This window comes from Pseudomonas sp. OIL-1 (assembly GCF_010669185.1).
GTDB lineage: Bacteria > Pseudomonadota > Gammaproteobacteria > Pseudomonadales > Pseudomonadaceae > Halopseudomonas > Halopseudomonas profundi.
The window spans coordinates 436910-458661 of the sequence record NZ_CP048629.1; the positions used below are offsets into that span (position 1 = coordinate 436910).

The window sequence follows — 21752 nt, forward strand, 5'->3', positions numbered from 1 at the left end:
TGTTTGCAGTTCATGATTATCTCTCCCTGGTTGTCCTAACCGCGCTCAGGCAAGCTGAGGGTACGCGGACGCTCCAACCATCCCCCTTCGCCGTCAGGCACTATCTCGACCACATCGAGACGACCTTCCTCGATGCTGACGATACGGCCGTGATTACGGCCCAAGTAGTCGCCAATCTTCACCCGGTGCACGCTACCAGCGCCTTGTATAAGCGCCTGCATGCCTCCCTGATTACTGAGTGTGCCGACCATTTCGAACCCTTCGATATTGAAGCCCTCAAGGAATTGCCGGGTTCTGTCTTCGTCCGGCTTGATGTCCTGAGAACCACGCTGACGCTGGGTCAGGTCGATACGGATAGGCGGCTGAAAGGGGCTGCGCAACGAGGTCGCGCTGTAGACGAACGCTTCGTAAGGGCTGAAACGCGGCAGCGGCTCAATAGTGCCGGCCGGACGCGCCCTGGTTTCTTCCATGAAGACCTGCAAATCATTGAAGTCATCGCCGCCACAGCCCGTCAATACGGCGGACGCAGCAATGGCAAGCCCGGCCAAACGCTTGTGCATGCTCATCATTGCGCTCCTGCTTCGTTGTAGCGATAGGTCTTGGCCAGAATGCTCATCTTGAGCAGATCCGGGTTACCCTCGCTTACGGGCGCAATAGTGAAATCGTGCAGCGTTACGATACGTGGCAGCCCGGCCACGCTACTGACGAAGGTGCCGATATCGTGGTAGTTGCCCTGCACCTGGATGCTGATTGGCAACTCGGCATAGAACTGCTTGGCGGCTTCAGGTTGCAAGGTAATCGACTCGAACTCCAGCCCGCTGTTGAGGCCCATCTGAGTAATATCTTCAAGCAACCCGGGGACTTCGGTGTCACTCGGCAACTGCTTGAGCAGCGTACCGAAACGCTCCTCGATTTCTGCCAACTGCTCTTTATAGGCATCCAGGTTCGCCGCTCGAAACGACTTGTCGGCAAAATCCTTGCGCAGCGCTACTTCCTGCGCCTGGCTGCGCTGCAGGCTGGCCTGCAGATCCTTGAGGTGAAAATGGTAGCCAAGGAACGCCAGGATCACGAACACCAATACCGCGACGATCACCTTCAGCGCGCCCGGCCAGGCTCCTATATTGTTGAAATCAAGATCGTTGACGTCGATCTTTTTCAAACTTTCCATGGATTGAGCGAAAGTCATGGCTGCTGTTCTCCCTCAGCGGCACGCGTCTGCGGTTCCGTCTGACGCACTGACAGTTCAAAGACGTTGGCCTGATCCAGAGCCCCCTGGGTCACCGCACGCACGGCTGTCAGGTTTGGCGAAGTCAACCACTCTGAAGCGTCCATCTGGCGCATCAGATTGGAAACCCGGCTATTGGATTCGGCACCGCCCTTGATATTGATAGTCGACTCTTTCATGTCGACCGATGTGAAATACACGCCGTCAGGCAAGGTACGCGCCATTTCGTCGAACACGCGAACTATGATCGGGCGATTGCCCTGCAGATCTTGGATGATTTTCATCCGATCAAGCAGCTGGGTGCGGCGGGACTGCAACTCTTCGATCTCCTTGATACGGGTCTCGAGCACCCGGATTTCCTTGGAGATGAACTCGTTACGGGCGTTCTGATGATTAATCTTGCCGTTCAGATTGCGGTCGACAAGAAACACCAGCGCGCCAGTAAAGACCAGAATCAGCGCCAGAATGGTCAGAAATTCCTTCTTGCGCTCTTCCCTGAGCTGCTCGCGCCAGGGTAATAAGTTAATGCGCGCCATTAGTCGAAACTCCTCATTGCAAGACCACAGGCAATCATCAATGCTGGCGCGTCATTACTGAGCGCAACCGCATTTACCTTGTTGGAAAGGGTCATGTTTGCGAAGGGATTGGCCACCAGCGTCGTGGTTCCGAGCTTTTGCTGGATCAGCTGATCCAGGCCCGGAATCGATGCGGTGCCCCCCGCAAGGAGGATGTAGTCGACGTCGTTGTACTGATTGCCCGCGAAAAAGAACTGTAGCGAGCGCGACACCTGCTGGACCACGGCATCCTTGAAAGGACCCAGCACCTCGGTTTCGTAATCGTCTGGCAGGCCGCCCTGCTTCTTGGCCAACCCGGCCTCTTCCTGCGAGAGGCCGTAACGACGCTGGATCTCTTCGGTCAATTGCTTGCCGCCGAACAGCTGTTCTCGGGTATAAATCGTGCGACCCTGGCTCAGCACGCTAAGCGTCATCATCGTTGCGCCGATATCCACGACGGCAATGGTGAGATCATGCTGACCGCTATCCAGCTGGTCGGTAACCAGGCTACAGGCGCGTTCCATAGCGTAGGCTTCGACTTCGACTACTTTGACATCGATGCCAGCCAATGCGAGAGCCGCTTCACGTATGTCGACATTTTCTCGGCGGCAGGCTGCCAGCAACACTTCGACTCGCTCAGGATTTCGCGGGGAAACTCCCTGGACTTCGAAATCGATCGCAACTTCGTCAAGGGGATATGGGATATATTGGTCAGCTTCAAGCTTGATCTGTTCTTCAAGCTCATCGTCATCGAAACCGGCATCCATCTCGATGATCTTGGTGATCACCGCCGAACCTGCTACGGCGACTGCGGCCTGTTTTACCGAGGTACGGGATCGCGCCAGGACCTTTTCCAGGGCCTGCCCGACGCCTTCGAGCTCGACAATATTTTTCTCGACCACCGCGCTCGGTGGGAGAGGTTCGACCGCGTAGGCCTCGACCTTATAGCGGTTCCCGGAGCGACTGAGTTCTAGCAGCTTCACGGTCGTGGAGCTGATATCGATACCCAGAAGCGTATTCGATTTCTTTTTTATGAGCCCTAGCACAGCCAATTCCCTATCAGCATCCGCCACTTACGGGCGGTTTATGTTGTCCTACATTAAATAGCAGAGAACACACAAGCGCAAATGGCTAAATTCAAAACAAAACGCTTATAATGCACGCTGCTAAACCGCATCTCACCAAGCTAACCGCTAACCTTTTCATAAATCAGGGAACACCTTCCTATCCCTATGCGCTTCATAAAAATCGTTTTCTGGTCTTTGCTTGCCTTGGTGACTGCCCCTCTCCTGGGCATAACCGGCATGGCACTTTATCTTAGCCCCGCTTTGCCGGATGTTGAAACACTTCGTGACGTACAATTGCAAACGCCGTTGCGGATATATAGCACAGATCACAAATTGATTGCTGAATTTGGAGAAATGCGTCGATTCCCTATCAGTTTCGACCAGATTCCCCAGAACTTTATACTGGCCATGCTGGCCGCTGAGGACGATAACTTCCTCAATCATCATGGCGTGGACCCAGCAGGCCTGTTGCGCGCCGCCGGAGAACTGGCCCGCACGGGTGAAATTCAGACAGGCGGTAGCACCATCACCATGCAGGTGGCGAAGAACTACTTCCTCTCCAGCGAGCGGGTATTTTCGCGCAAACTCAACGAGATTTTCCTGGCGTTGCAGATCGAGCGGAGCCTGAGCAAGGAAGAGATCTTCGAGCTCTACGTCAACAAGATTTATCTGGGCAACCGTGCCTACGGCATCGAAGCCGCCGCTCACATCTATTATGGCAAACCCATCGCCGAACTCCCGCTGGCCGATATGGCGATGATTGCCGGCTTGCCCAAGGCACCGTCGCGTTACAACCCCATCGCCGACCCGGAGCGAGCGATCGCCCGTCGCAACTGGATCCTGCAGCGCATGCTGGGCCTCGGCTATATAGACCAGGCCGCCTATCAGGACGCAATCGCTACACCCAATAACGCGCGAAACCACGGCGCCAATCCCGAGCTGGAGGCCCCATACGTTGCCGAAATGGCCCGGCTCGAGATGATTCAGCGTTACGGCAATGCTGCTTACACCGATGGGTTCCATGTTTACACCACGATCGACAGCCGACTCCAGGAGCTCGCCCACCGGGCGCTCCGCGATGGCCTCGAGGAATACGACAGGCGTCACGGCTATCGCGGACCAGAAGCTCGCCACTCCGGTATTGATTCGCAACAGTGGCCTGCTTTGCTGGCTAAACACGGGGAAATTGGCGGCCTCGCGCCGGCGCTGGTTACAGAGGTCAACGCTGAGCACGCCCGCATCCAGCTTCGCAACGGTGATCAAGGGCGCATCGAATGGGACGACATGCGCTGGGCCCGGCCTTATCTGAACGTCAACAGCATGGGGCCGGTGCCTGAACAGCCGACTGATGTACTCGCAGCCGGCGATATCATCCGCGTTCGCACCACGGATAAAGAAGGCCAGTACCGTCTGGCCCAGATTCCGCAAGCGCAAAGCGCCTTGGTCGCGCTGGACCCACAGGACGGCAGCCTCAAAGCACTGACCGGGGGGTTTTCTTTCGCCCAGAGCAAATACAACCGTGCTACCCAGGCACGCCGCCAACCGGGATCCAGCTTCAAACCGTTTCTATATAGTGCCGCACTGGATCACGGTTACACACCAGCCAGCATGGTCAACGACGCACCTATCGTATTCGCCGATCAGTACATGGATACCGATTGGCGGCCGCGTAACTCGGGTGGCGACTTTCTGGGTCCGATTCGGCTTCGCGAAGCGCTGTACCGCTCTCGCAATCTGGTATCTGTCAGGCTGATGCAGGATCTCGGGGTCGACAATGCCCTGACCTACATGGAGCGGTTCGGGTTTGCCCGTGAGGAGCTACCGCGCAACCTCTCTGCCTCCCTTGGAACGCCGGAGCTTACGCCGCTGCAAATAGCGCAGGGTTACACCGTTATAGCCAACGGCGGCTATGCCGTTAAACCCTACTTGATCGAGCAGATTCAGGATCGCAATCGAGAAACTATTCACATTGCCCAGCCGGCGATGACGCCGCAGCGCCTTGCACAACGGCATGACGCCATTGACAGTTACCGGCGCAGCGCTGAACCGGATGAGGCTAAACAGGTATTGCTGGCCGAACAGGTCATAGACCCGCGCACCACCTATCAGCTGACCAGCATGCTCAAGGACGTGATCAATCGCGGGACTGCCGTGAGGGCGAAGGCGCTGGAGCGTAGTGATCTGGCAGGCAAGACAGGCACCACCAACGATCAGAAGGACGGCTGGTTTTCGGGCTATAACGCTGACCTGGTCGCCACCGTCTGGGTTGGATTTGACCAGCCAGCTCCGCTTGGACGACGCGAGTATGGCGGTACGACGGCATTGCCGATATGGATGAAGTTCATGGACACTGCTCTGGATGACAAACCGGAGAACAGCCAGCCCATGCCCGATGGCCTGCTCACCATGCGCATCGATCCGAACACTGGCCGCAGCGCGCGGCCTGGCAGTAATGACAGCATTCTTGAGATATTCAAGGAAGAGGACGCCCCGCCCTCTTTCAGTGAAATAGACGATAACGGCTACCGCGACGACGGCGCGGTCACGCCGCTTGAGCTGTTCTGACACGCTATAAGCTGGAGCACTGTCAGCATATTCGAGGCGCAAACGGTCGCTGCTTTTTGCGGGTCTCTGACTCTAAGCTGCGATCTGCCTGCCAATAACAAAGGGTCCGCGCCCGGCTTCAGATTCGTTGTCCAACGCAGCGAACCTGTAACCGCTTGAACCGTCTCCGGGATCTCCTCGAGCGGTTTATCGCCTGGCCGCCCGCCGAGGACGAATATGAAGCTATTCAAAAGCATGCTGATCGCCAACCGTGGTGAAATTGCCGTGCGCCTGGCTCGCGCCGCGGCAGAACTGGAAATCACCAGCGTTGCGGTTTATTCAGAAGATGATTCCCTGTCGCTTCATGTACGCAAGGCGGATACCGCAGTGCCCTTGCGCGGGCGCGGCGTTGCCGCCTATCTGGACGGCGCCCAGATCATCGCTGTAGCGCTGGAACAAGGCTGCGACGCCATTCATCCTGGCTACGGTTTCCTTAGCGAGAACGCCGATTTCGCCCGGCAATGCACTGCCGCCGGATTGACCTTCATCGGTCCTGACGCCCGCGTACTGGATGTTTTCGGCGACAAGGCAAATGCCCGTCGCCTGGCTGCTGAACTCGACATCCCCCTGGCTCAAGGCACCAGCCAAGCGACCAGCCTCAACGAAGCTCACGCGTTCATGGCATCGCTGGGTGCTGGCACATCGGTAATGTTGAAAGCGCTGGCTGGCGGGGGCGGCCGTGGCATGCGCACGGTCACGGATGCGGCCGAGCTGGAATCAACCTTTGCCCGCTGCAGCTCCGAAGCCCAGGCAGCCTTCGGCAACCCCGACCTGTATATTGAGCGATTGATTTCCCGCGCCCGCCACATTGAAGTCCAGATTGTCGGCGACGGCTCAACAGTCAGTCATCTCTGGGAGCGCGATTGCACGTTGCAGCGGCGCAATCAGAAACTCCTGGAAATTGCGCCGGCCCCGAATCTTGACCCTGAGCTGCGCCAGCGTCTGCTTGAGGCTGCGCGGAAGCTCACCTCCGCAGTCGGTTATCGCGGCCTGTGCACGGTCGAGTTCCTGCTCGACCAGGACACGGGTGATTTCATTTTCATGGAAGCCAACCCGCGTATTCAGGTAGAGCACACCGTCACTGAAGCGGTGACGGGCCTTGATCTGGCCCAGCTGCAGATACAGCTTGCTGCGGGCATGAGCCTGTCGGAACTGGGAGTCGAGCAGGCACACATTCCTGCACCGCGCGGCTATGCCATACAGCTGCGCATCAATCTGGAAAGCATGCAAAGCGATGGCAGCGCCAGACCCGCCGGCGGCACGCTGACCGCTTATGATCCGCCTAGCGGGCCTGGTGTGCGTGTCGACGGGTGCGGTTATACCGGCTATACCAGCCACCCCGGGTTCGATTCCCTGCTGGCTAAGCTGATCGTGCATGCGGCTGCCGATTTCCCGGCCGTATTGCGGCGAACCTATCGCGCGTTATGCGAGTTTCGCCTGGAAGGCGCGCCAAGCAACCAGGCGTTTCTGCAGAACCTGCTGCGTCATCCCGGGGTGGTCGATTACCAGGTCAGCACCGGCTTTATCGAAGCCCATGCCTCTGGATTGCTCCAAATCGCTAGCGAAGCGCATCCACAGCTTTACTTTGAACAGCAGGCTCCCGAGCAAGACGCGCTGGTTGGCCGTCCCGCCGCTGTGCCGCAGGGATGCCTTTCTCTGAATGCCCCGGTCCAGGGCGTTCTTGTCAGCCTCGACGTCAAGGCCGGCGACACAGTGACCGCCGGGCAGCAGGTGGCGATCATCGAAGCCATGAAGATGGAGTTCGAGGTCAAGGCAACCCAGAGCGGCATCGTCCACGCGCTGGCGGCAGCACCCGGCGCTAATCTGTTTGAATCCAGTCCACTGCTATTTATTGAACCGGCCGACATTCAATCTGACGCCCAGCAAAACGAAGAACAACTGGATCTGGCGTACATCCGTGCGGATCTGGATGAGGTGCTGCAACGCCGCGCGCAACTCACCGACCAGGAGCGTCCCGACGCAGTGGCCAAGCGGCGCAAGACTGGTCAGCGAACCGCCCGTGAGAATCTTGCCGAGTTGCTCGATGAAGGCAGCTTCATGGAATACGGCGGCTTTGCACTGGCTGCGCAACGCACCCGCCGTAGCCATGAAGAACTGTTGAAGATGAGCCCTGCTGATGGCCTGATCGCCGGCATCGGCACGGTCAACGCGGATCTCTTTGGTAGCCAGGTGGCCCGTTGCATGGCCATGAGTTATGACTACACGGTATTCGCCGGCACCCAGGGCGTGATGAATCACAAGAAGACCGATCGCATGCTCGAGCTGGCTGAGCAGTGGCGTCTGCCCCTGGTGTTTTTCACGGAGGGCGGCGGCGGCCGGCCGGGGGACATCGACAAGGTGGGTGTGGCCGGGCTGGACTGCACGACCTTCATGCGCATGGCGCGATTGAGCGGACAGGTTCCGCTGGTGGGCGTGGTGTCGGGTCGCTGCTTCGCCGGCAATGCGGCACTATTGGGTTGTTGCGATGTGATCATTGCGACAGAGAACGCAAGCATCGGCATGGCCGGCCCGGCAATGATCGAGGGCGGAGGGCTCGGGCGCTTTACTCCCGAGCAAGTGGGGCCCACCAGCGTGCAGGGGCCCAACGGGGTGATAGATGTGCTGGTCAAGGATGAGGCGGAAGCGACCCGGGTCGCCAAGCAATATCTGTCCTATTTCCAGGGCGATCTGCCGAGCGGAGAATGCACCGACCAGCGCCGGCTACGCCATCTGATTCCGGAGAACCGTCTGCGCGCCTACGATATCGGCGAGGTAATCGAGACGCTGGCCGACGACGGTTCGGTGCTGGAGCTGCGCCGCCAGTTTGCGCCGGGGCTGATCACTGCGCTTATCCGGATCGATGGCAAGGCCTTCGGCCTGATGGCCAACAATCCGATGCATTTAGGCGGTGCAATTGATGCGGTCGCGGGTGACAAGGCTGCGCGCTTCATGCAGCTGTGTCAGGCACATGGTCTGCCGCTGGTCTCGTTGTGTGATACGCCCGGTTTCATGGTTGGGCCGGAGTCTGAACAACAGGCTACGGTGCGGCATGTTTCGCGCATGTTTGTGACGGCGGCCAGTCTGACGGTGCCCTTCTTTACCATCGTGCTGCGCAAGGGTTACGGGCTGGGCGCCCAGGCGATGGCGGCCGGAAGCTTTGGTGCTCCCATGTTCACCATTGGCTGGCCGAGCAGCGAGTTTGGCGCCATGGGGTTGGAAGGTGCAGTGCGACTGGGGTATGCCAAGGAGCTGGCAGCGGTGGAAGATGAACAGGATCGTCAGGCCTTGTTCGACAAGCTGGTCGGCGAACTGTACGCCCGTGGCAAAGGGATCAGTATGGCAAGCTTTCTTGAGATCGATGCGGTGATTGATCCGCTGGAAACGCGCGATTGGTTGTTGCGTGGGCTGAGTTCAGCGCCGCCCGAGTCACGGCAGCGTGGGACCCGGCCATTTGTGGATACCTGGTAAGTCGGCTGTGGCGATATTGTATTGGAGCGGCGGCGGTTATGCGGGTGGGCCGGTGTACTGAGCCGCTCGCGCAAGACGCCGTGAATCCATCCTTGGAGGCTTGACGAAAACATCCCTCTTTTCGACACTTGCGCCAGCGCCTCAGCCCGCTGGCCAGTCAGGCTTTTGCGTTGCTGTGAGTTGGCTGTCCACGAGCTCAGACCAGGATAGCGTTCTGTCTGCTCTGGGTAGTAAATCTGGCGCATGTCCTAGCAGCAATACGGTGCGGCGGGCCAGCCATGGTTCGATGTTGCGGCGAACGCGTTCTGCTGTTGCTTTATCCAAACCGTTGAACGGCTCGTCGAGTATCACTACCGGGCTATCCTTCAACAGCACTCTCGCCAGCGCGAGCCGGCGCCCTTCCCCGCCTGAGAGTTGCTTGCCGGACTCCCCTACCCAAGTGTCCAGTCCGGTAGGCAATTGTTCGACCATGTCGGCCAGCTCTACCCTTTCCAGGACGTCCCAAAGCTGCGCATCGGTTGCATCCGGCGCGGCTAACAAAAGGTTGGCGGCGATACTGTCGTGGAGCAATTCTGTCTGCTGGGTGAGATAGCCCACCTGAGCGCGCCAATCCTGCAGCGTTAACTGGTTCAGGGCTGTCCCGCCGATTCGTATCTCGCCCGAATCAGGGTCGATCAGCCGGGCGGCGAGTTGCGCGAGGGTGGATTTCCCGCACCCGGAGGGACCGATGATGGCCAGTGAAGTGCCTGCAGGTATTGTGAGATCCAGTCTCGAGATCCCGGCGTATCCAACGCTGGTAGCATCCCAGTTGAGCGTGAGCTCGGCTGGTACTGCGTGCGGCGTCACCGGTTCTGGCAGTTGACTGGTTAGCGCTACCTGCTGATTCAGCCGCGCTGCTGCAGCGCGCGTGGCGCCATATTGGGCGAAGGCGCCGGGCAGCGGTGCCAGGCCTTCACCTAACGCCAGCAACGCCAGCGTCATCAAGACTGCGATGGGGCCGCTGAGTGTGCCTTGCTCCGCCGCCCAGAGCGCGCCGAGAAATCCGATGAGCACACAGCTCAGCACGCCAGCGGTGGCCAAGGCCTGGCCCAGGGCGACCCGTAGCTGCAGTTCCAGTTGATCGTCGAGCATGCCGTGACTGGCTTGCAACAGTTGCGCTTGATGGCGAGCAAGGGTGCCAGCGGCAGTCAGCTCGGCCAGGCCCTGCAGTTGTTCAATGCTCAGGGTGCGCAACAGGTCGAGCTGCTGTACCCGTGCCGCACTCAGACGCATGGCCCAGGCGGCCATGCCGAAGGTTAGTACACACAGCAGTATCAATAGCGTCACACCCAGCAGAACGCCTAATGCGAGGTGAAACAGGGCGATAACGCCGCACACCAGCAACACACCCAACAGCGCTACCGCGGGCGGTGCGAGCAACCTGAGGTAGAGTGTGTCCAGGGTATCGATATCTGCCGTCAGGCGATTGAGCCATTGAGCTGCGCGCAGTCGGCTCAGGGTTGCGCCGTCCAGCCGCGCCAGCGCAGCAAAATGCGTGCTACGCAGATCGGCCAGCAGGCCCAGCACGGTGTTGTGGTTGTAGATGCGCTCGGTATAGCGTGCGACTGTGCGGGTCAGGGCGAAGAAGCGGATGCCGCCGCCGGGGACGTAGACATCGAAAGCCATACGCTGACCTGCAGCCCAGAGCATGGCGGTAACGCCGGTTGCGGTGATGAACCATCCTGACAGAGCCAGCAGACCTATGGCGCTGAACAGGGTTGCCGCGATGAGCAGCGCGCCAATCAGCACCCGCGCACGCTTGGCCACTATCAGCGCCAACCATGGACGCAATTCAGTCATCGGTCAGCCTCCCGTCCTGTAGGCGGAGCGCTCGATCAGCCATAGCCAGGATTGCAGGGTGGTGGGTGGCAATCAGGAGGGTTTTACCGCTGCGAGCAAGTGCCAGAAGCGCTTCAATGACCTCTGCTTCGCTTTCAGGGTCCAGGCTTGCGGTCGGCTCATCCAGCAGCACCAGCTCGGCATCAATCAACCATACCCGGGCCAGCGCCAGGCGTTGGGCCTGCCCCCCTGACAGACCGCGGCCACCTTCGCCCAGCGGTGTGTCGAGCCCCTGCGGTTGGGCGGCCACAACATCCTTCAATCCGACAGCTTCGAGCGCTGCATGCATGGCGGATAACTCTGCATCCGGCGCGATCAGTCTCAGATTGTCGACCCAGCTGCCTTTGATCAGAAATGGTTTCTGGCCGAGCCAGGCGACTGGTTCCGCCCCGGGTGCTTGACCGAACAGCGTGACATCGCCTGCCTCGGGCTGGATAAATCCTGCCAGACAGCTGAGCAATGTGGACTTGCCTGATCCCGATGGTCCGACCAGGGCAACCACTTCGCCTCGATCGATGCTCAGGCTGACGTCCTCAAGCACTGCGCTGCGGCCTGGATAGCCCGCTTTCAGGTGTTCAGCAATGACGCTATTAGTGCGCGGCCCTGCACTGAGTGCGCGTCTACGCAATGGATAGCCATGCTCGGTGGGGGGTAACCCGACCAGTGCGTCAGCGGCGCCCAGCGCCGCTGCCCGGTCATGGTAGTGCTGCGCGAGATTGCGCAGCGGCTGAAAGAATTCCGGGGCCAGCAAGAGGATAAATAACCCACTAAACAGGGTCAGCTGCGGGGCGGGCCCAAAGTCGATATAGCCGAGCAGACCAAACCCGATATACATGGCGACCACGGCAATGGCCACGGAGGCGAAGAACTCCAGCACTGCAGAAGACAGAAACGCCACACGCAGGGTGCGCATGGTAACGGCCCGATACTGTTCGGCCGTATGGGTGACGTCGGCGCTCGCCTGCGCTACCTGACCGAACAGCTGCAGAGTGGTGAGGCTGCGGACTCGATCGAGAAAATGCCCGGCCAGACGGCCCGCTTCGAGAACATGTTGCTGGCTCAAGCGCTCTGCACTCATACCGATCAGGGCCATGAACAGCGGAATCAGGGGCGCGGCTATCAACAGGAACAGGGCGGCGAGCCAATCCAGCCAGAACACCACTGCAAGAATGGACAGAGGAACGAGCAGTGCTAACCATTGCTGGGGCAGATAACGGACGAAATAGCCGTCCAGCGCTTCGACCTGCTCCACCCAGTGATTGGCCAACGTAGCGCTTGAGCGCCCGGCCAGATTCACCGGCCCCCGCGCGGCCCATTGTTCAAGCAGTTCACTGCGCACCCGCTGGCGCACCCTGGCGCTGGCGAGCTGACCGAAGCGCTCCTGTGCAACCTGACTGATCGAACGGACGATCACTGCCCCTATCAACCCGATCGCAGGCCCGATCTGCGCACTTAAAGCTTGCCCGTCGATCACCGTGCGGTATATAACCAGCGCGAGCAGTCCGGCCAGGCAGATAAACGCCAGCGCATTAACCAGTCCTGCAACCACCACTCCAATTAGCAGCGGCTTGACCGTCGACTGCTGGCGAGCCAGCCAATGTCGAGCCGAATCCGGCGTGCCGAATCCTGCCGACTCAGTGATAGCCTTCTCCGACTCTGACCTTGCCGCGGAATACCCAATAGGCCCAGGCCGTGTACACCAGAATGATCGGAATGACGAACAACACCCCTAGCAGCAGGAAGAGCTGAGACTCCGGCGCCGAGGCGGCATCCCACAGGGTGAAGTTCGGCGGAATAACGTACGGCCAGCGTGTCCACAGCAAGCCGAAATAGGTCGCGCCAAACATGCCCATGGTCGCCACGAAGGGCAGCGCCTCTCTGCGCTGACGCAGGCCGCGCCAGATCTGAAAGGCAAAGAACGCCGCAAGCGCCGGGAAGATCCAGATCCAGCGAATCGCCGAGAACCAGCGTTCAAAGGCGGACGGATCTACCGAGGGCGTCCACACACTGACCGCCAGAAATATCAGCAGAACCCCGGCCAGCAGCCAGGGCGCCAGCTTGTAGGCCCATGCCTGAATGTAACCTTCAGCCTTGAGAATTATCCAGGTGCAGCCCAGCAGCGCATAGCCGACGAGAATGCCGAAACCGGTCAATACGGTGAAGGGCGTCAGCCAGTCCAGCGGGCCGCCTGCATAGACCAGCCCTTCGGTCTGGTAGCCTTCGATATAGGAACCGACGACTGCCCCCTGGGCAAAGGATGCGACGACCGATCCTCCTGCAAAGGCCCAGTTCCAGAGATAGCGCGACTTGTGTGCCTTGAAGCGGAACTCGAAGGCGACGCCCCGAAAAATCAGGCCCGCCAACATCAGAAACACGCCGATATACAAGGCGGGCAACAGGATCGAATAGACCAGTGGAAACGCAGCCAGCAGACCGACACCGCCGAGTACCAGCCAGGTTTCGTTGCCATCCCAGATGGGCGCCACCGAGTTCATCATCACGTCGCGAGCTTCTTCGTCCGGGGCGAACAGAAACAGAATTCCGACGCCCAGGTCAAAGCCGTCCATCAGCACGTACATGATCACGGCGAAGGCGATGACTACCGCCCAGATCATCGACAGATCAATATTGCCCATATCAATGCTCCTCGTGTTCAAAGCGAACATGGGTGGCTGAGAATGGACGCATGGGGCGCTCAGCCTGATCCGCTTGATCCGACAGTTCCTCCTCTTCGACCGTAATACCCTTCTGTAGCACACCAAACAGGTAGTACAGCCCCGCACCGAATATCGCTGCATACACCAGTACGTAACCGATCAATGTGAAGAGTGCCATCCCACCGGTCAATGAAGGTGTGAGGCCCTGTTCATGGCTGAACGTCTCATAGACTATCCAGGGCGCGCGGCCCACCTCGGTGACCACCCAGCCGGCGGTAACCGCGATGAATGGGGTGATGCTCATGAAGCGCAGGCCCTGCAGGAACCAGCGGGTCTGGCAATAGCGTTGGCCGCGGCGTAACCACAAACCGGCGAGCCCGAAGGCGATCATCAACAGCCCCATGCCGACCATAATGCGGAAAGCAAAGAAAACGATCCAGACCGGCGGCTGCTGTTCCACATCGATCTCGCGCAGCCCGGGGACTTCGCCGTCCCAGGTATGGGTCAACAGCATGCTGCCAAGGCGTGGAATACCGAATTCGACGCGATTGGCCTGCAGATCCCTATCCGGCAATGCGAATAACAATAAAGGCACGCCGACATCGGTATCCCAGTTGCCTTCCATCGCAGCTACTTTCATCGGCTGATGCTTGAAGGTGTTCAAGCCATGCAGATCGCCGACCACCGCCTGTGTCGGCGCCAGAAACAGAATCATCCACAGGCACATCGAGAGCGCCTTGCGATTTACCTCTACCTCCCTCCCACGCAGCAGGTACCAGGCGCTCACGCCAGCCACCACGAAAGAACCGGTGAGGAATGACGCAATCGCCATGTGGGTAAAACGATAAGGAAAGGACGGGTTGAAAATCGATTCCGTCCAGGAGGTAACGTGGAACACGCCATCGCGCAGCTCGGTGCCCTGTGGGGTGTGCAGCCAACTGTTGGCAGATAGAATCCAGAACGCGGAGATAAGTGTTCCCAGCGCGACCATACAGGCCGCAAAAAGATGAATACCCTGGGGGACGCGGTTACGCCCGAACAGCAGCACACCGAGGAAACCCGCTTCCAGAAAAAAGGCGGTAACGACCTCGTAGCTGAACATCGGGCCGATGAAATTCGCCGCCGTATAGGAAAAATTGCTCCAGTTGGTGCCGAACTGGAACGCCATCACTATCCCGGATACCACCCCCATGCCGAACACCACGGCAAAGACCTGAATCCAGAATTTCGACAACTGCGTCCACAGCGGATTGCCGGTTTTGAATGCCAAAGCTTCGAGGAATGCGATATACGAGGCCAGACCGATAGTGAATACCGGAAAGATCGCATGGAAGGACACGACGAAGGCAAACTGGAAGCGCGATAACAACAACGGATCCAATTCCATTAGAGGACTCCTGTCGGAAACGGGCGAAGCTGGGTTATGCCGATCAGCCCTGCGCCATACGCACCATGCCGATCAGCTCGAAGCTGTGACCACCGCCGCGCTGCTGGCGTTCCATTCTTTTATCCAGCCAAGCGCTCCAACTGACTGATTCGAAAGCTGAGGATCCTCCCAAGCCCAGCCGCCATGAGTTGGCAACTTGGGTCAGAACCACAGCGTCCACAGCGTGACGCCGAGCGGCAACAATATTGCCGAGCCCATACCCATCATGCTCATCCCCAACGCCGCGAAGGCGCCAGCTTCCTCGCCTTCTTCCAGCGCACGCGAGGTGCCAACCGCGTGGGCAACAATGCCCATGGCCATGCCCCACGCAGCCGGATGCGTAATGTGAAACAGGCGCAGCAACCAGGGGCCAAGTAGCGCGCCGAGCACTGCAGTAATCATCACGAACACCGCAGCCAGCGCCGCCACACCGCCAATTTGTTCTGCCAGCAACATGGCGATCGGTGTGGTCAGAGACTTTGGCGCCATGGTCATCAGGATCATCGACTCTGCACCCATCAGCCAGCCGATGAGCAGCGTGCTGAGCGTGGCAAACAGCCCGCCGAGCAATAGCGTGACCACCACGGGCCGCAGAAATTGGCGAATCCTGCGCAAATTGAGATACAGCGGAACCGCCAGCGCGACCGTGGTCGGCCCCAGCAGAATGGTCACCGGCACCACAGCTTCGCGATAGGTGGGATAGTCGAAGTCCAACGCCCAGAGAACCACCAGGATCAGCGGCACCGAAACGATGATCGGGTGGAATAACGCCAGACGGGAGCGCTCATATAGCGTGAGGCCGATCTGGTAGGCAGCAAGCGTCACACCAATCAGAAACAGCGGATGGTCAACCACAGCCTGAAGCGCGGCCTCAACCGAGCCGTTCATTGGTCTGCCTCAATACGTTGTTGCTTGCGGATCAATCGCTGCATCAACCAGCCACAGAATGGTAGCGTCAGCAGAAACGACAGCAGCATGGTAACGAGAATTGCCGCCCAGCCTGCCGCAAGCTCCTGGCCATAGAGCATCACGCCGGCGGCTGGGGGCACCAGGAGCAGCGGCAGATACTTCAACAGACCGCTCGCGGCCTGATCCAGAGAGTCACTGACGCCCCCGCGCAGACACAGACAGATCAACAGCAGCAGCATGCCGATAATCGGGCCCGGGACGAAGGGCAGCACCAGGACATTAAGCCCGGTTCCCAGCAGTTGAAAGGTGATCAACCAGGTTAATCCGCGAAGCAACATAGCGAGTTCCTGCCGTAAATAAAGCGAAGGTTAATCACTGTCGCGGCGAAAGCCCACCCCTCTCGCAAACCAGCAATCAATCAGCAGATGGCGCCTTGGTTGCAATCGGTATTTCGAGACTTGGCGGGATGCCGGTTTTTTGGCTATTACGCCGGTGAAACGGCACCGGTATTGGTTGTGGCGAACCGGTCAAATGACCGGTAGTCTGTGCCTATTAGCGGCCGTTTGGCCGAGTTCGGGGGAGCCAATCAGATATACATGCCCAGGCGCCTGATTGGCGCTTCAATGCACTGAGTCCGGATCACTGGAAATGCAGAAGGAAAAGGAAGCGGACACGACCGCATCCCGTTCCGGTAGAACCCGCGCACTGGCTCGCGCAGAAAGATTAAGGAACCGCGATTTGATCCTCAGCAAGCTCTCCGTCGATACGCTGATACGGAGCCGCCACAACAGCCATCACCCAGCGCTGCGCAAAGCGGTAGGGCTCGCCATCACCATGGCACTGGTGCTACTGATGGCATCGCTGCTACCGCTGTCTACGCTGCCTCCGGCTGTTTTTTTATCTGCACATACCCTGCTGGAAGTATTTTCCATCGTCGTCGCCAGCCTGGTATTCGCGGTCGGTTGGGAAACTCATCGGCGTAAACAATCTGCCAACCTGCTGGTACTTGCCTGTCTGTTCCTGGGTGTTGCGCTGTTGGATATCTCGCACACCCTGACGTTTCCGGGCAACCCAGGGCTCCTTGTGCCGGCGCACATCGATAACACCATCATTTACTGGTTGAGCGCGCGACTGCTGGCAGCGCTCGCACTGCTGTGGATGGCCATTCGGGCGCCCTGGAACGATGTCGCTCAGGTGCCAAACCGCTGGGCATTGCTGCTAGGGGTACTGGCCGCGGTTTCGGCGCTGCATGCGGTGCTGTACTTTTTCCCGGAGGCATTACCAGCCACCTTCTATCCCCATTCGGGCCTGACGCCCTTCAAGGTCGGTTTCGAATATTTCCTGGTCACGCTGAACCTTGTAGCCGCCTTTCTGCTATGGCGTGCCATGCGCGGCCCCCTGTCATTCAATGCTGCCTCGCTTTTCGGTGCCGTCTGCGCCATGGCACTCAGTGAGTTCTGCCTGACGCTCTACAGCGTGACCAACGACACCATGTCCTTGCTCGGTCATTTGCTCAAGGTAGCTTCCTACCTGTTTTTGTTTCGCGCCGTGTTCATCGAGACCGTCGAACGCCCCTTCGCTGCGCTGCAAGCTTCACAACAGCGGCTGCAAGCTATCTTCGATGCGTTGCCGGACATCCTGGTTGAGGTTAACAAGTCCGGTAAGGTAATGGAGTTCCATGCGCCGCACAGTGATGAACTGGACCTGAGCAGACGACAGATGGTCGGCCGGGAAATGGTTCCCTTGCTTCCACCCGAAGCCATCCCTATCTGCGAGCGCACGTTCATTGAGGCCAAGCAGCGCGGACACGCCCAGAGCGAACCTTTCCGCTCGCGAATAGACGGCAGGACCGTATGGTTCCAGATTTCGGCCGCGCCCAAACAGGGCGCTGACGGCCACCACTATCTCGTCATAGCGCGCGACGTTACCAAAACCAGATCGGAGATTCTGCGTCTGTCACAACATGACAGCGTCACCCACCTGCCCAATCGCAAGCTGTTCATCCAGCGAACCGAGATGACGCTCCGCCTCACCGCCCGCAACCAAGGCAGCTTCGCGCTGATGCAGATAAACCTGGACGGTTTCAAGCAAATCAACCTGGCCCACGGCCACCAGGCGGGGGACCAACTGCTCGCGGCTTTGGCAGACCGATTGCGTGCCATTCTGCGAGAGGAGGACGTGCTCTCACGTGAAAGCGGCGATCAGTTCATCCTCACGCTGCCCGCGCTCGATAGCGTAGCCGCCGCCCATGTAGCCGAACGTCTGTGCCATTCAATCGCCCGTCCCCTGAGCTTCGGTGAACATATCGCGCCCCTTACCGCGTCAATCGGTATTGCCATTTATCCGGACGATGGCAGCACCCTCGACGAGCTGACCCGCCGAGCCGCAGCAGCATTGCAGCTGGCGAAGCAGGATGGAGGCAACACCTACCGATTCCTTAGCGAGGATCTGCAGGCGAGAATGGCGCACATCCTGCAGCTGGAAAACCTGCTGCGCGACGCCGAGGAACACCTGGAACTGTCGCTGCGCTATCAACCTCAGTGGGAGCTCGGCAATCGGCACCTGGCCGGGCTGCATGCCAGTTTGCGCTGGCTCAACGCGGAACTGGGCGAAATCAGCGTGGAAGAATTTCAGCCCATAGCCGAAGCCAGTGGTCAGGCGCTCGCACTGAACGACTGGGTACTTCAACAGGTTCTGGCGCAGCTGAAACGCTGGCAGGATGAAGGCCTGACACCGGTCCCTGTAGCAGTGAGTCTTTGCCCAGCGAAGTTCAGGATGGATAATCTACCCGCCCGGATACGCAAGAGCCTGGAAGCCTGGAGTATCGAGCCACGCTACCTTCAACTGGAGATACCGGAAGATCTTGCGATGGAAGACCCCGCTGCGACGGCCATCAAGCTCAAGTCGCTGCGCGAGCTGGGGGTGTCGATTGTTATCGGGAATTTCGGCGATTGTTATTCGTCGCTGCAGCAGATGCAGTCGTTCCAGCCCGACATCGTAAAAATCGACCGACTATTCATCAGCGAGCCGACAGCGAGCAACCGGGAAATAATTCTGGGTAGTCTGATTGATATTGCCCGCCGGCTAGGATTGAAAACCATGGTTGAGGGCGTCTACACACGCGAGCAACTGGCGCTGGTCCAGCGCAACGGATGCGACTATGTTCAGGGCGACCAGCTCAACCCGCCGCTGGCACCGGAGGAGGCTTCACGACTGCTCATTGAGGCCCGGACCGAACGCCCTTGAGCCGGGATCCGGGACCGATCTGGCCAGGCTCGGTCCCTTCAATCGCTGGCTGACAGGGTCAATCAGAACCCATGCAACAGGGCAAAGCGATCAGCGTGGTAGCGGTAGTCGCCTAGCAGTTGCTGCACGACACGGGCTCGCTTGATGAACAGCCCTGCGTCGAACTCGTCAGTCATGCCCATGCCGCCATGCATCTGGATCATCTCGTTGGTCACCAGCTCAGCCACTTCACAGGCCTTGGCTTTGGCCAGGCTGACCAGAGCCGAGGCATCCGGTGCACCTTCGTCCAGCGCGACGAGCGCTTTCAACACCACCGACTTCACTAACTCCAGCTCGCTGAACATATGTGCCGCCCGATGCTGCAGCGCCTGGAACGAACCGATTACCACGCCAAATTGCTTACGCTCCTGAAGAAAGCTGGCAGTTCGCTCAAAGGCTTCAAGCGACAATCCCAGTAATTCCGCAGCAAGTTGCGCGTTGCCGGCATTCAGCACCGACTCGACTACCGGATGCGCCTGGTTCAGCTCGCCAAGCAATGCATCGTCGTCCACTCGCACGTGGTCCAGCGTTATCCGTGCGGCGTTGCGGCTGTCCGCCATGATGGTCCGCTCCACCCTGACGCCGTCGGTGCCGGGATCGATAACAAACAGACTAATGCCGTCGCTATCCTGACTGCCAATACTGGTGCGCGCGGCCACGATCAGTTTGTCGGCGACATGCCCGTCGACCACGGAACACTTGTGACCATTAATGACAAAACCCCCGTCCAGATTCTGCGCGGTCGTGTTGATCGACCAGGGTTGATGGCGGGCTTTTTCGTCGATAGCCAGCGTCACGATCAGGTTACCGCTGGCGATAGCCGGCAACATCGCACGCTTCTGCTCGTCCGAACCGGCCAGTGAAAGGGTCGCTGCAGCCAGCACGGAGCTGGAGAACAGCGGGGATGCACTCAGGTTGCGCCCGGCCTGCTCAAATAACTGCCCCATACCTACATGGCCAAAACCCGAACCGCCAAAATCCTCGGATATCAGGGTCCCAGCAAAGCCCATGTGCGCCATGTTGTGCCAGAGTTCGGTCGAAAAACCTGTCTCGTCGCGAGTGTCGCGCAGCGCGCGTAGCTGGGAAACCGGGGCGTTCTCCCTGAAAAAACGTTGGGCGGCGTCCCTGAGCATGTTCTGCTCTTCATTCAAAACCAATGCAGCCATGGTGCGTCCTCGGGTCGATTACTGAAGCGCGAGAATATTGCGCGCGATTACGTTGAGCTGAATCTCGCTGGTGCCACCTTCGATGGAGTTGCCCTTCGAGCGCAGCCACATCCGTGGCAAAGCACCGTGATGGGAGGCCTCGCCTTCCCATACCAGCCCATCGCTGCCGCGCAGCGCAATCATCAGCTCCTGACATCGCTTGTTCAGCTCGGTGCCGTAATACTTGAGCATCGCCGACGTGTGGCCCACGCCCTGGCCGGCCTTGGCTTCATCGAGCACCCTCTCTGCGGTCAGCTCGAAGGCTTTCGCGTCTATTGCCCACCGCGCGACCTCAGCGCGTAACGAGCCGTCAGCCAGGCGGCCGTTTTCAAGCCCGACGCTGTCCACCGCAAAGTCCGGTAGTGTCTGCTGCCCTGCTGCTGTGCGGCCCATGCCGCCGATCATTTCGCGTTCATGGGTCAGCAAATATTTAGCGATAGTCCAGCCCTGATTGATCTCACCCACCACCTGGTCCTTTTCAACGCGTACGTCGTCGAGAAAAGTTTCACAGAAGGGTGAATTGCCGGAAATCAACTTGATGGGACGGGTGCTCACGCCTGGCGTCGTCATGTCGAACAGAACCAGGGAGATGCCCAATTGTTTGCGCACATCGGGGTCGGTACGTACCAGACAGAACATCCAGTCAGCCTGATCCGCATAGGAGGTCCAGATCTTCTGGCCATTAACCAGGAAGTGATCGTCATGATCTTCGGCCCGTGTCTGCAACCCTGCCAGATCAGAGCCTGCACCGGGTTCACTATAGCCCTGACACCAGCGAATCTCACCCCGCACAATGGCCGGGAGATGCTGCCTCTTCAACGCCTCGGAACCGAACTTGAGTATAGCTGGCCCAATCATCCACACTCCGAAACTGGAGAGCGGCGGGCGTGCCCGGATACGCGCCATCTCTTCACGCAATACCTTGTGCTCAGCCTGGCTGAGTCCGCCGCCGCCGTACTCGCGTGGCCAATCCGGCGCCGTCCAGCCGCGCGCAGCCATGCGCTCCAGCCAGATTCGCTGATCATCGCTGGAAAACTGAAAATTACGCCCGCCCCAGCATTGATCCCCTTCCTGCTTCATGGGCGTGCGCATAGCCGGTGGGCAGTTTTCCTCCAGCCAGTCGCGCGTTTCCTGTCGAAATGCATCAAGATCGGTCACATTGATTCTCCTCGATGAAGCTGCGTATAGGATCTGACCAAGATACTCCGCATAACCTCCCTGCGCTGCGCTGTAAGCAAGCGGAATGACGATTCATTAGCAAACAGAATCGGCATCCAGCCCTGGTTGTCCATCCTCGAGAGGATTCATGTAGCGATTCAGCAGCGTCGAACGCTCAGGAGCCCCAGGGGCATTGGAAAGCGGCAGGGCATATCGAAAAGCGTGGGGAGGTTGCCGACTGACCTGACAGCACGATGCCGTTGGGCAGAATCGAGGAAGAACGCGGGAGGGCAAGGAACTTCGAGCGCCGAGCGAA

General features: G+C 59.1%; 15 protein-coding genes. 3 read left to right on the plus strand and 12 right to left on the minus strand.

The genetic code is table 11. The features are described 5' to 3' along the window. Positions 1 to 35 precede the first annotated feature (35 nt). From pilP to G3M63_RS02060, 4 genes are read right to left on the minus strand one after another with little or no spacing between them, the layout of a single operon-like run. Positions 36 to 569: a type 4a pilus biogenesis lipoprotein PilP gene (gene pilP / locus G3M63_RS02045; RefSeq protein ID WP_371923515.1), complete on the minus strand. Its 534-nt coding sequence runs from the start codon at positions 567 to 569 to the stop codon at positions 36 to 38. Then, positions 566 to 1186 (minus strand): type 4a pilus biogenesis protein PilO, encoded by a 621-nt coding sequence (locus G3M63_RS02050; RefSeq protein ID WP_163981741.1) that lies wholly within the window; start codon positions 1184 to 1186, stop codon positions 566 to 568. The genes pilP and G3M63_RS02050 overlap by 4 nt, the downstream gene beginning before the upstream one ends. Beyond that, positions 1183 to 1761: a PilN domain-containing protein gene (locus tag G3M63_RS02055; protein ID WP_163981742.1), complete on the minus strand. Its 579-nt coding sequence runs from the start codon at positions 1759 to 1761 to the stop codon at positions 1183 to 1185. The genes G3M63_RS02050 and G3M63_RS02055 overlap by 4 nt, the downstream gene beginning before the upstream one ends. Beyond that, on the minus strand, positions 1761 to 2825 hold the full coding sequence (locus G3M63_RS02060; RefSeq protein ID WP_150300149.1) for a pilus assembly protein PilM: 1065 nt from the start codon (positions 2823 to 2825) through the stop codon (positions 1761 to 1763). Before G3M63_RS02060 ends, G3M63_RS02055 begins: the two co-directional genes overlap by 1 nt. A gap of 186 nt (positions 2826 to 3011) precedes the next feature. On the opposite strand from G3M63_RS02060, the gene G3M63_RS02065 reads away from it, so the two are divergent. Both G3M63_RS02065 and G3M63_RS02070 read left to right on the plus strand, forming a co-directional pair. Then, on the plus strand, positions 3012 to 5411 hold the full coding sequence (locus G3M63_RS02065; RefSeq protein WP_163981743.1) for a penicillin-binding protein 1A: 2400 nt from the start codon (positions 3012 to 3014) through the stop codon (positions 5409 to 5411). 216 nt (positions 5412 to 5627) lie between these two features. Beyond that, the gene (locus tag G3M63_RS02070) at positions 5628 to 8918 is read left to right on the plus strand and encodes a carboxyl transferase domain-containing protein (protein ID WP_163981744.1); all 3291 of its coding nucleotides are present in this window, start codon (positions 5628 to 5630) and stop codon (positions 8916 to 8918) included. Positions 8919 to 9059: 141 nt separating this feature from the next. Here G3M63_RS02070 and cydC read toward each other — a convergent pair whose 3' ends face one another. From cydC to G3M63_RS02100, 6 genes are all read right to left on the minus strand, one after another. Continuing rightward, positions 9060 to 10757, minus strand: coding sequence for a thiol reductant ABC exporter subunit CydC (gene cydC / locus G3M63_RS02075; protein WP_163981745.1), 1698 nt, complete (start codon positions 10755 to 10757; stop codon positions 9060 to 9062). After that, positions 10750 to 12345, minus strand: coding sequence for a thiol reductant ABC exporter subunit CydD (cydD, locus tag G3M63_RS02080; RefSeq protein WP_218573641.1), 1596 nt, complete (start codon positions 12343 to 12345; stop codon positions 10750 to 10752). Before cydD ends, cydC begins: the two co-directional genes overlap by 8 nt. 85 nt (positions 12346 to 12430) lie before the next feature. Beyond that, on the minus strand, positions 12431 to 13432 hold the full coding sequence (cydB, locus tag G3M63_RS02085; RefSeq protein WP_150300144.1) for a cytochrome d ubiquinol oxidase subunit II: 1002 nt from the start codon (positions 13430 to 13432) through the stop codon (positions 12431 to 12433). A 1-nt stretch (position 13433) separates the two neighbouring features. Continuing rightward, entirely contained in the window at positions 13434 to 14840 is a 1407-nt protein-coding gene (locus G3M63_RS02090) for a cytochrome ubiquinol oxidase subunit I (RefSeq protein WP_150300143.1), read from the minus strand. Positions 14841 to 15041: 201 nt separating this feature from the next. Continuing rightward, entirely contained in the window at positions 15042 to 15767 is a 726-nt protein-coding gene (locus G3M63_RS02095) for an LrgB family protein (protein WP_150300142.1), read from the minus strand. Further along, positions 15764 to 16126: a CidA/LrgA family protein gene (locus G3M63_RS02100; RefSeq protein WP_150300141.1), complete on the minus strand. Its 363-nt coding sequence runs from the start codon at positions 16124 to 16126 to the stop codon at positions 15764 to 15766. The genes G3M63_RS02095 and G3M63_RS02100 overlap by 4 nt, the downstream gene beginning before the upstream one ends. A 400-nt stretch (positions 16127 to 16526) precedes the next feature. Here G3M63_RS02100 and G3M63_RS02105 point away from each other — a divergent pair, with 400 nt between their 5' ends. Further along, entirely contained in the window at positions 16527 to 19034 is a 2508-nt protein-coding gene (locus tag G3M63_RS02105; protein WP_163981746.1) for a bifunctional diguanylate cyclase/phosphodiesterase, read from the plus strand. A 62-nt stretch (positions 19035 to 19096) separates the two neighbouring features. On the opposite strand, the gene G3M63_RS02110 is transcribed toward G3M63_RS02105, so the two are convergent. Together G3M63_RS02110 and G3M63_RS02115 are read right to left on the minus strand one after the other, a co-directional pair. Then, complete coding sequence (locus tag G3M63_RS02110) at positions 19097 to 20239, minus strand: acyl-CoA dehydrogenase family protein (protein WP_163981747.1); 1143 nt, start codon at positions 20237 to 20239, stop codon at positions 19097 to 19099. An 18-nt stretch (positions 20240 to 20257) separates the two neighbouring features. Continuing rightward, entirely contained in the window at positions 20258 to 21436 is a 1179-nt protein-coding gene (locus G3M63_RS02115; protein ID WP_163981748.1) for an acyl-CoA dehydrogenase family protein, read from the minus strand. Between the last annotated feature and the right edge of the window lie 316 nt (positions 21437 to 21752).

Bases quoted from the DNA above. Each gene is read 5' to 3' on its own strand.
- G3M63_RS02110 (WP_163981747.1), bottom strand. From the start codon at position 20,239: ATGGCTGCATTGGTTTTGAATGAAGAGCAGAACATGCTCAGGGACGCC.
- G3M63_RS02055 (WP_163981742.1), bottom strand. From the start codon at position 1,761: ATGGCGCGCATTAACTTATTACCCTGGCGCGAGCAGCTCAGGGAAGAG.
- pilP (WP_371923515.1), bottom strand. From the start codon at position 569: ATGATGAGCATGCACAAGCGTTTGGCCGGGCTTGCCATTGCTGCGTCC.
- G3M63_RS02070 (WP_163981744.1), top strand. From the start codon at position 5,628: ATGAAGCTATTCAAAAGCATGCTGATCGCCAACCGTGGTGAAATTGCC.
- G3M63_RS02050 (WP_163981741.1), bottom strand. From the start codon at position 1,186: ATGACTTTCGCTCAATCCATGGAAAGTTTGAAAAAGATCGACGTCAAC.
- cydC (WP_163981745.1), bottom strand. From the start codon at position 10,757: ATGACTGAATTGCGTCCATGGTTGGCGCTGATAGTGGCCAAGCGTGCG.
- G3M63_RS02095 (WP_150300142.1), bottom strand. From the start codon at position 15,767: ATGAACGGCTCGGTTGAGGCCGCGCTTCAGGCTGTGGTTGACCATCCG.
- G3M63_RS02090 (WP_150300143.1), bottom strand. From the start codon at position 14,840: ATGGAATTGGATCCGTTGTTGTTATCGCGCTTCCAGTTTGCCTTCGTC.
- cydB (WP_150300144.1), bottom strand. From the start codon at position 13,432: ATGGGCAATATTGATCTGTCGATGATCTGGGCGGTAGTCATCGCCTTC.
- G3M63_RS02065 (WP_163981743.1), top strand. From the start codon at position 3,012: ATGCGCTTCATAAAAATCGTTTTCTGGTCTTTGCTTGCCTTGGTGACT.
- G3M63_RS02100 (WP_150300141.1), bottom strand. From the start codon at position 16,126: ATGTTGCTTCGCGGATTAACCTGGTTGATCACCTTTCAACTGCTGGGA.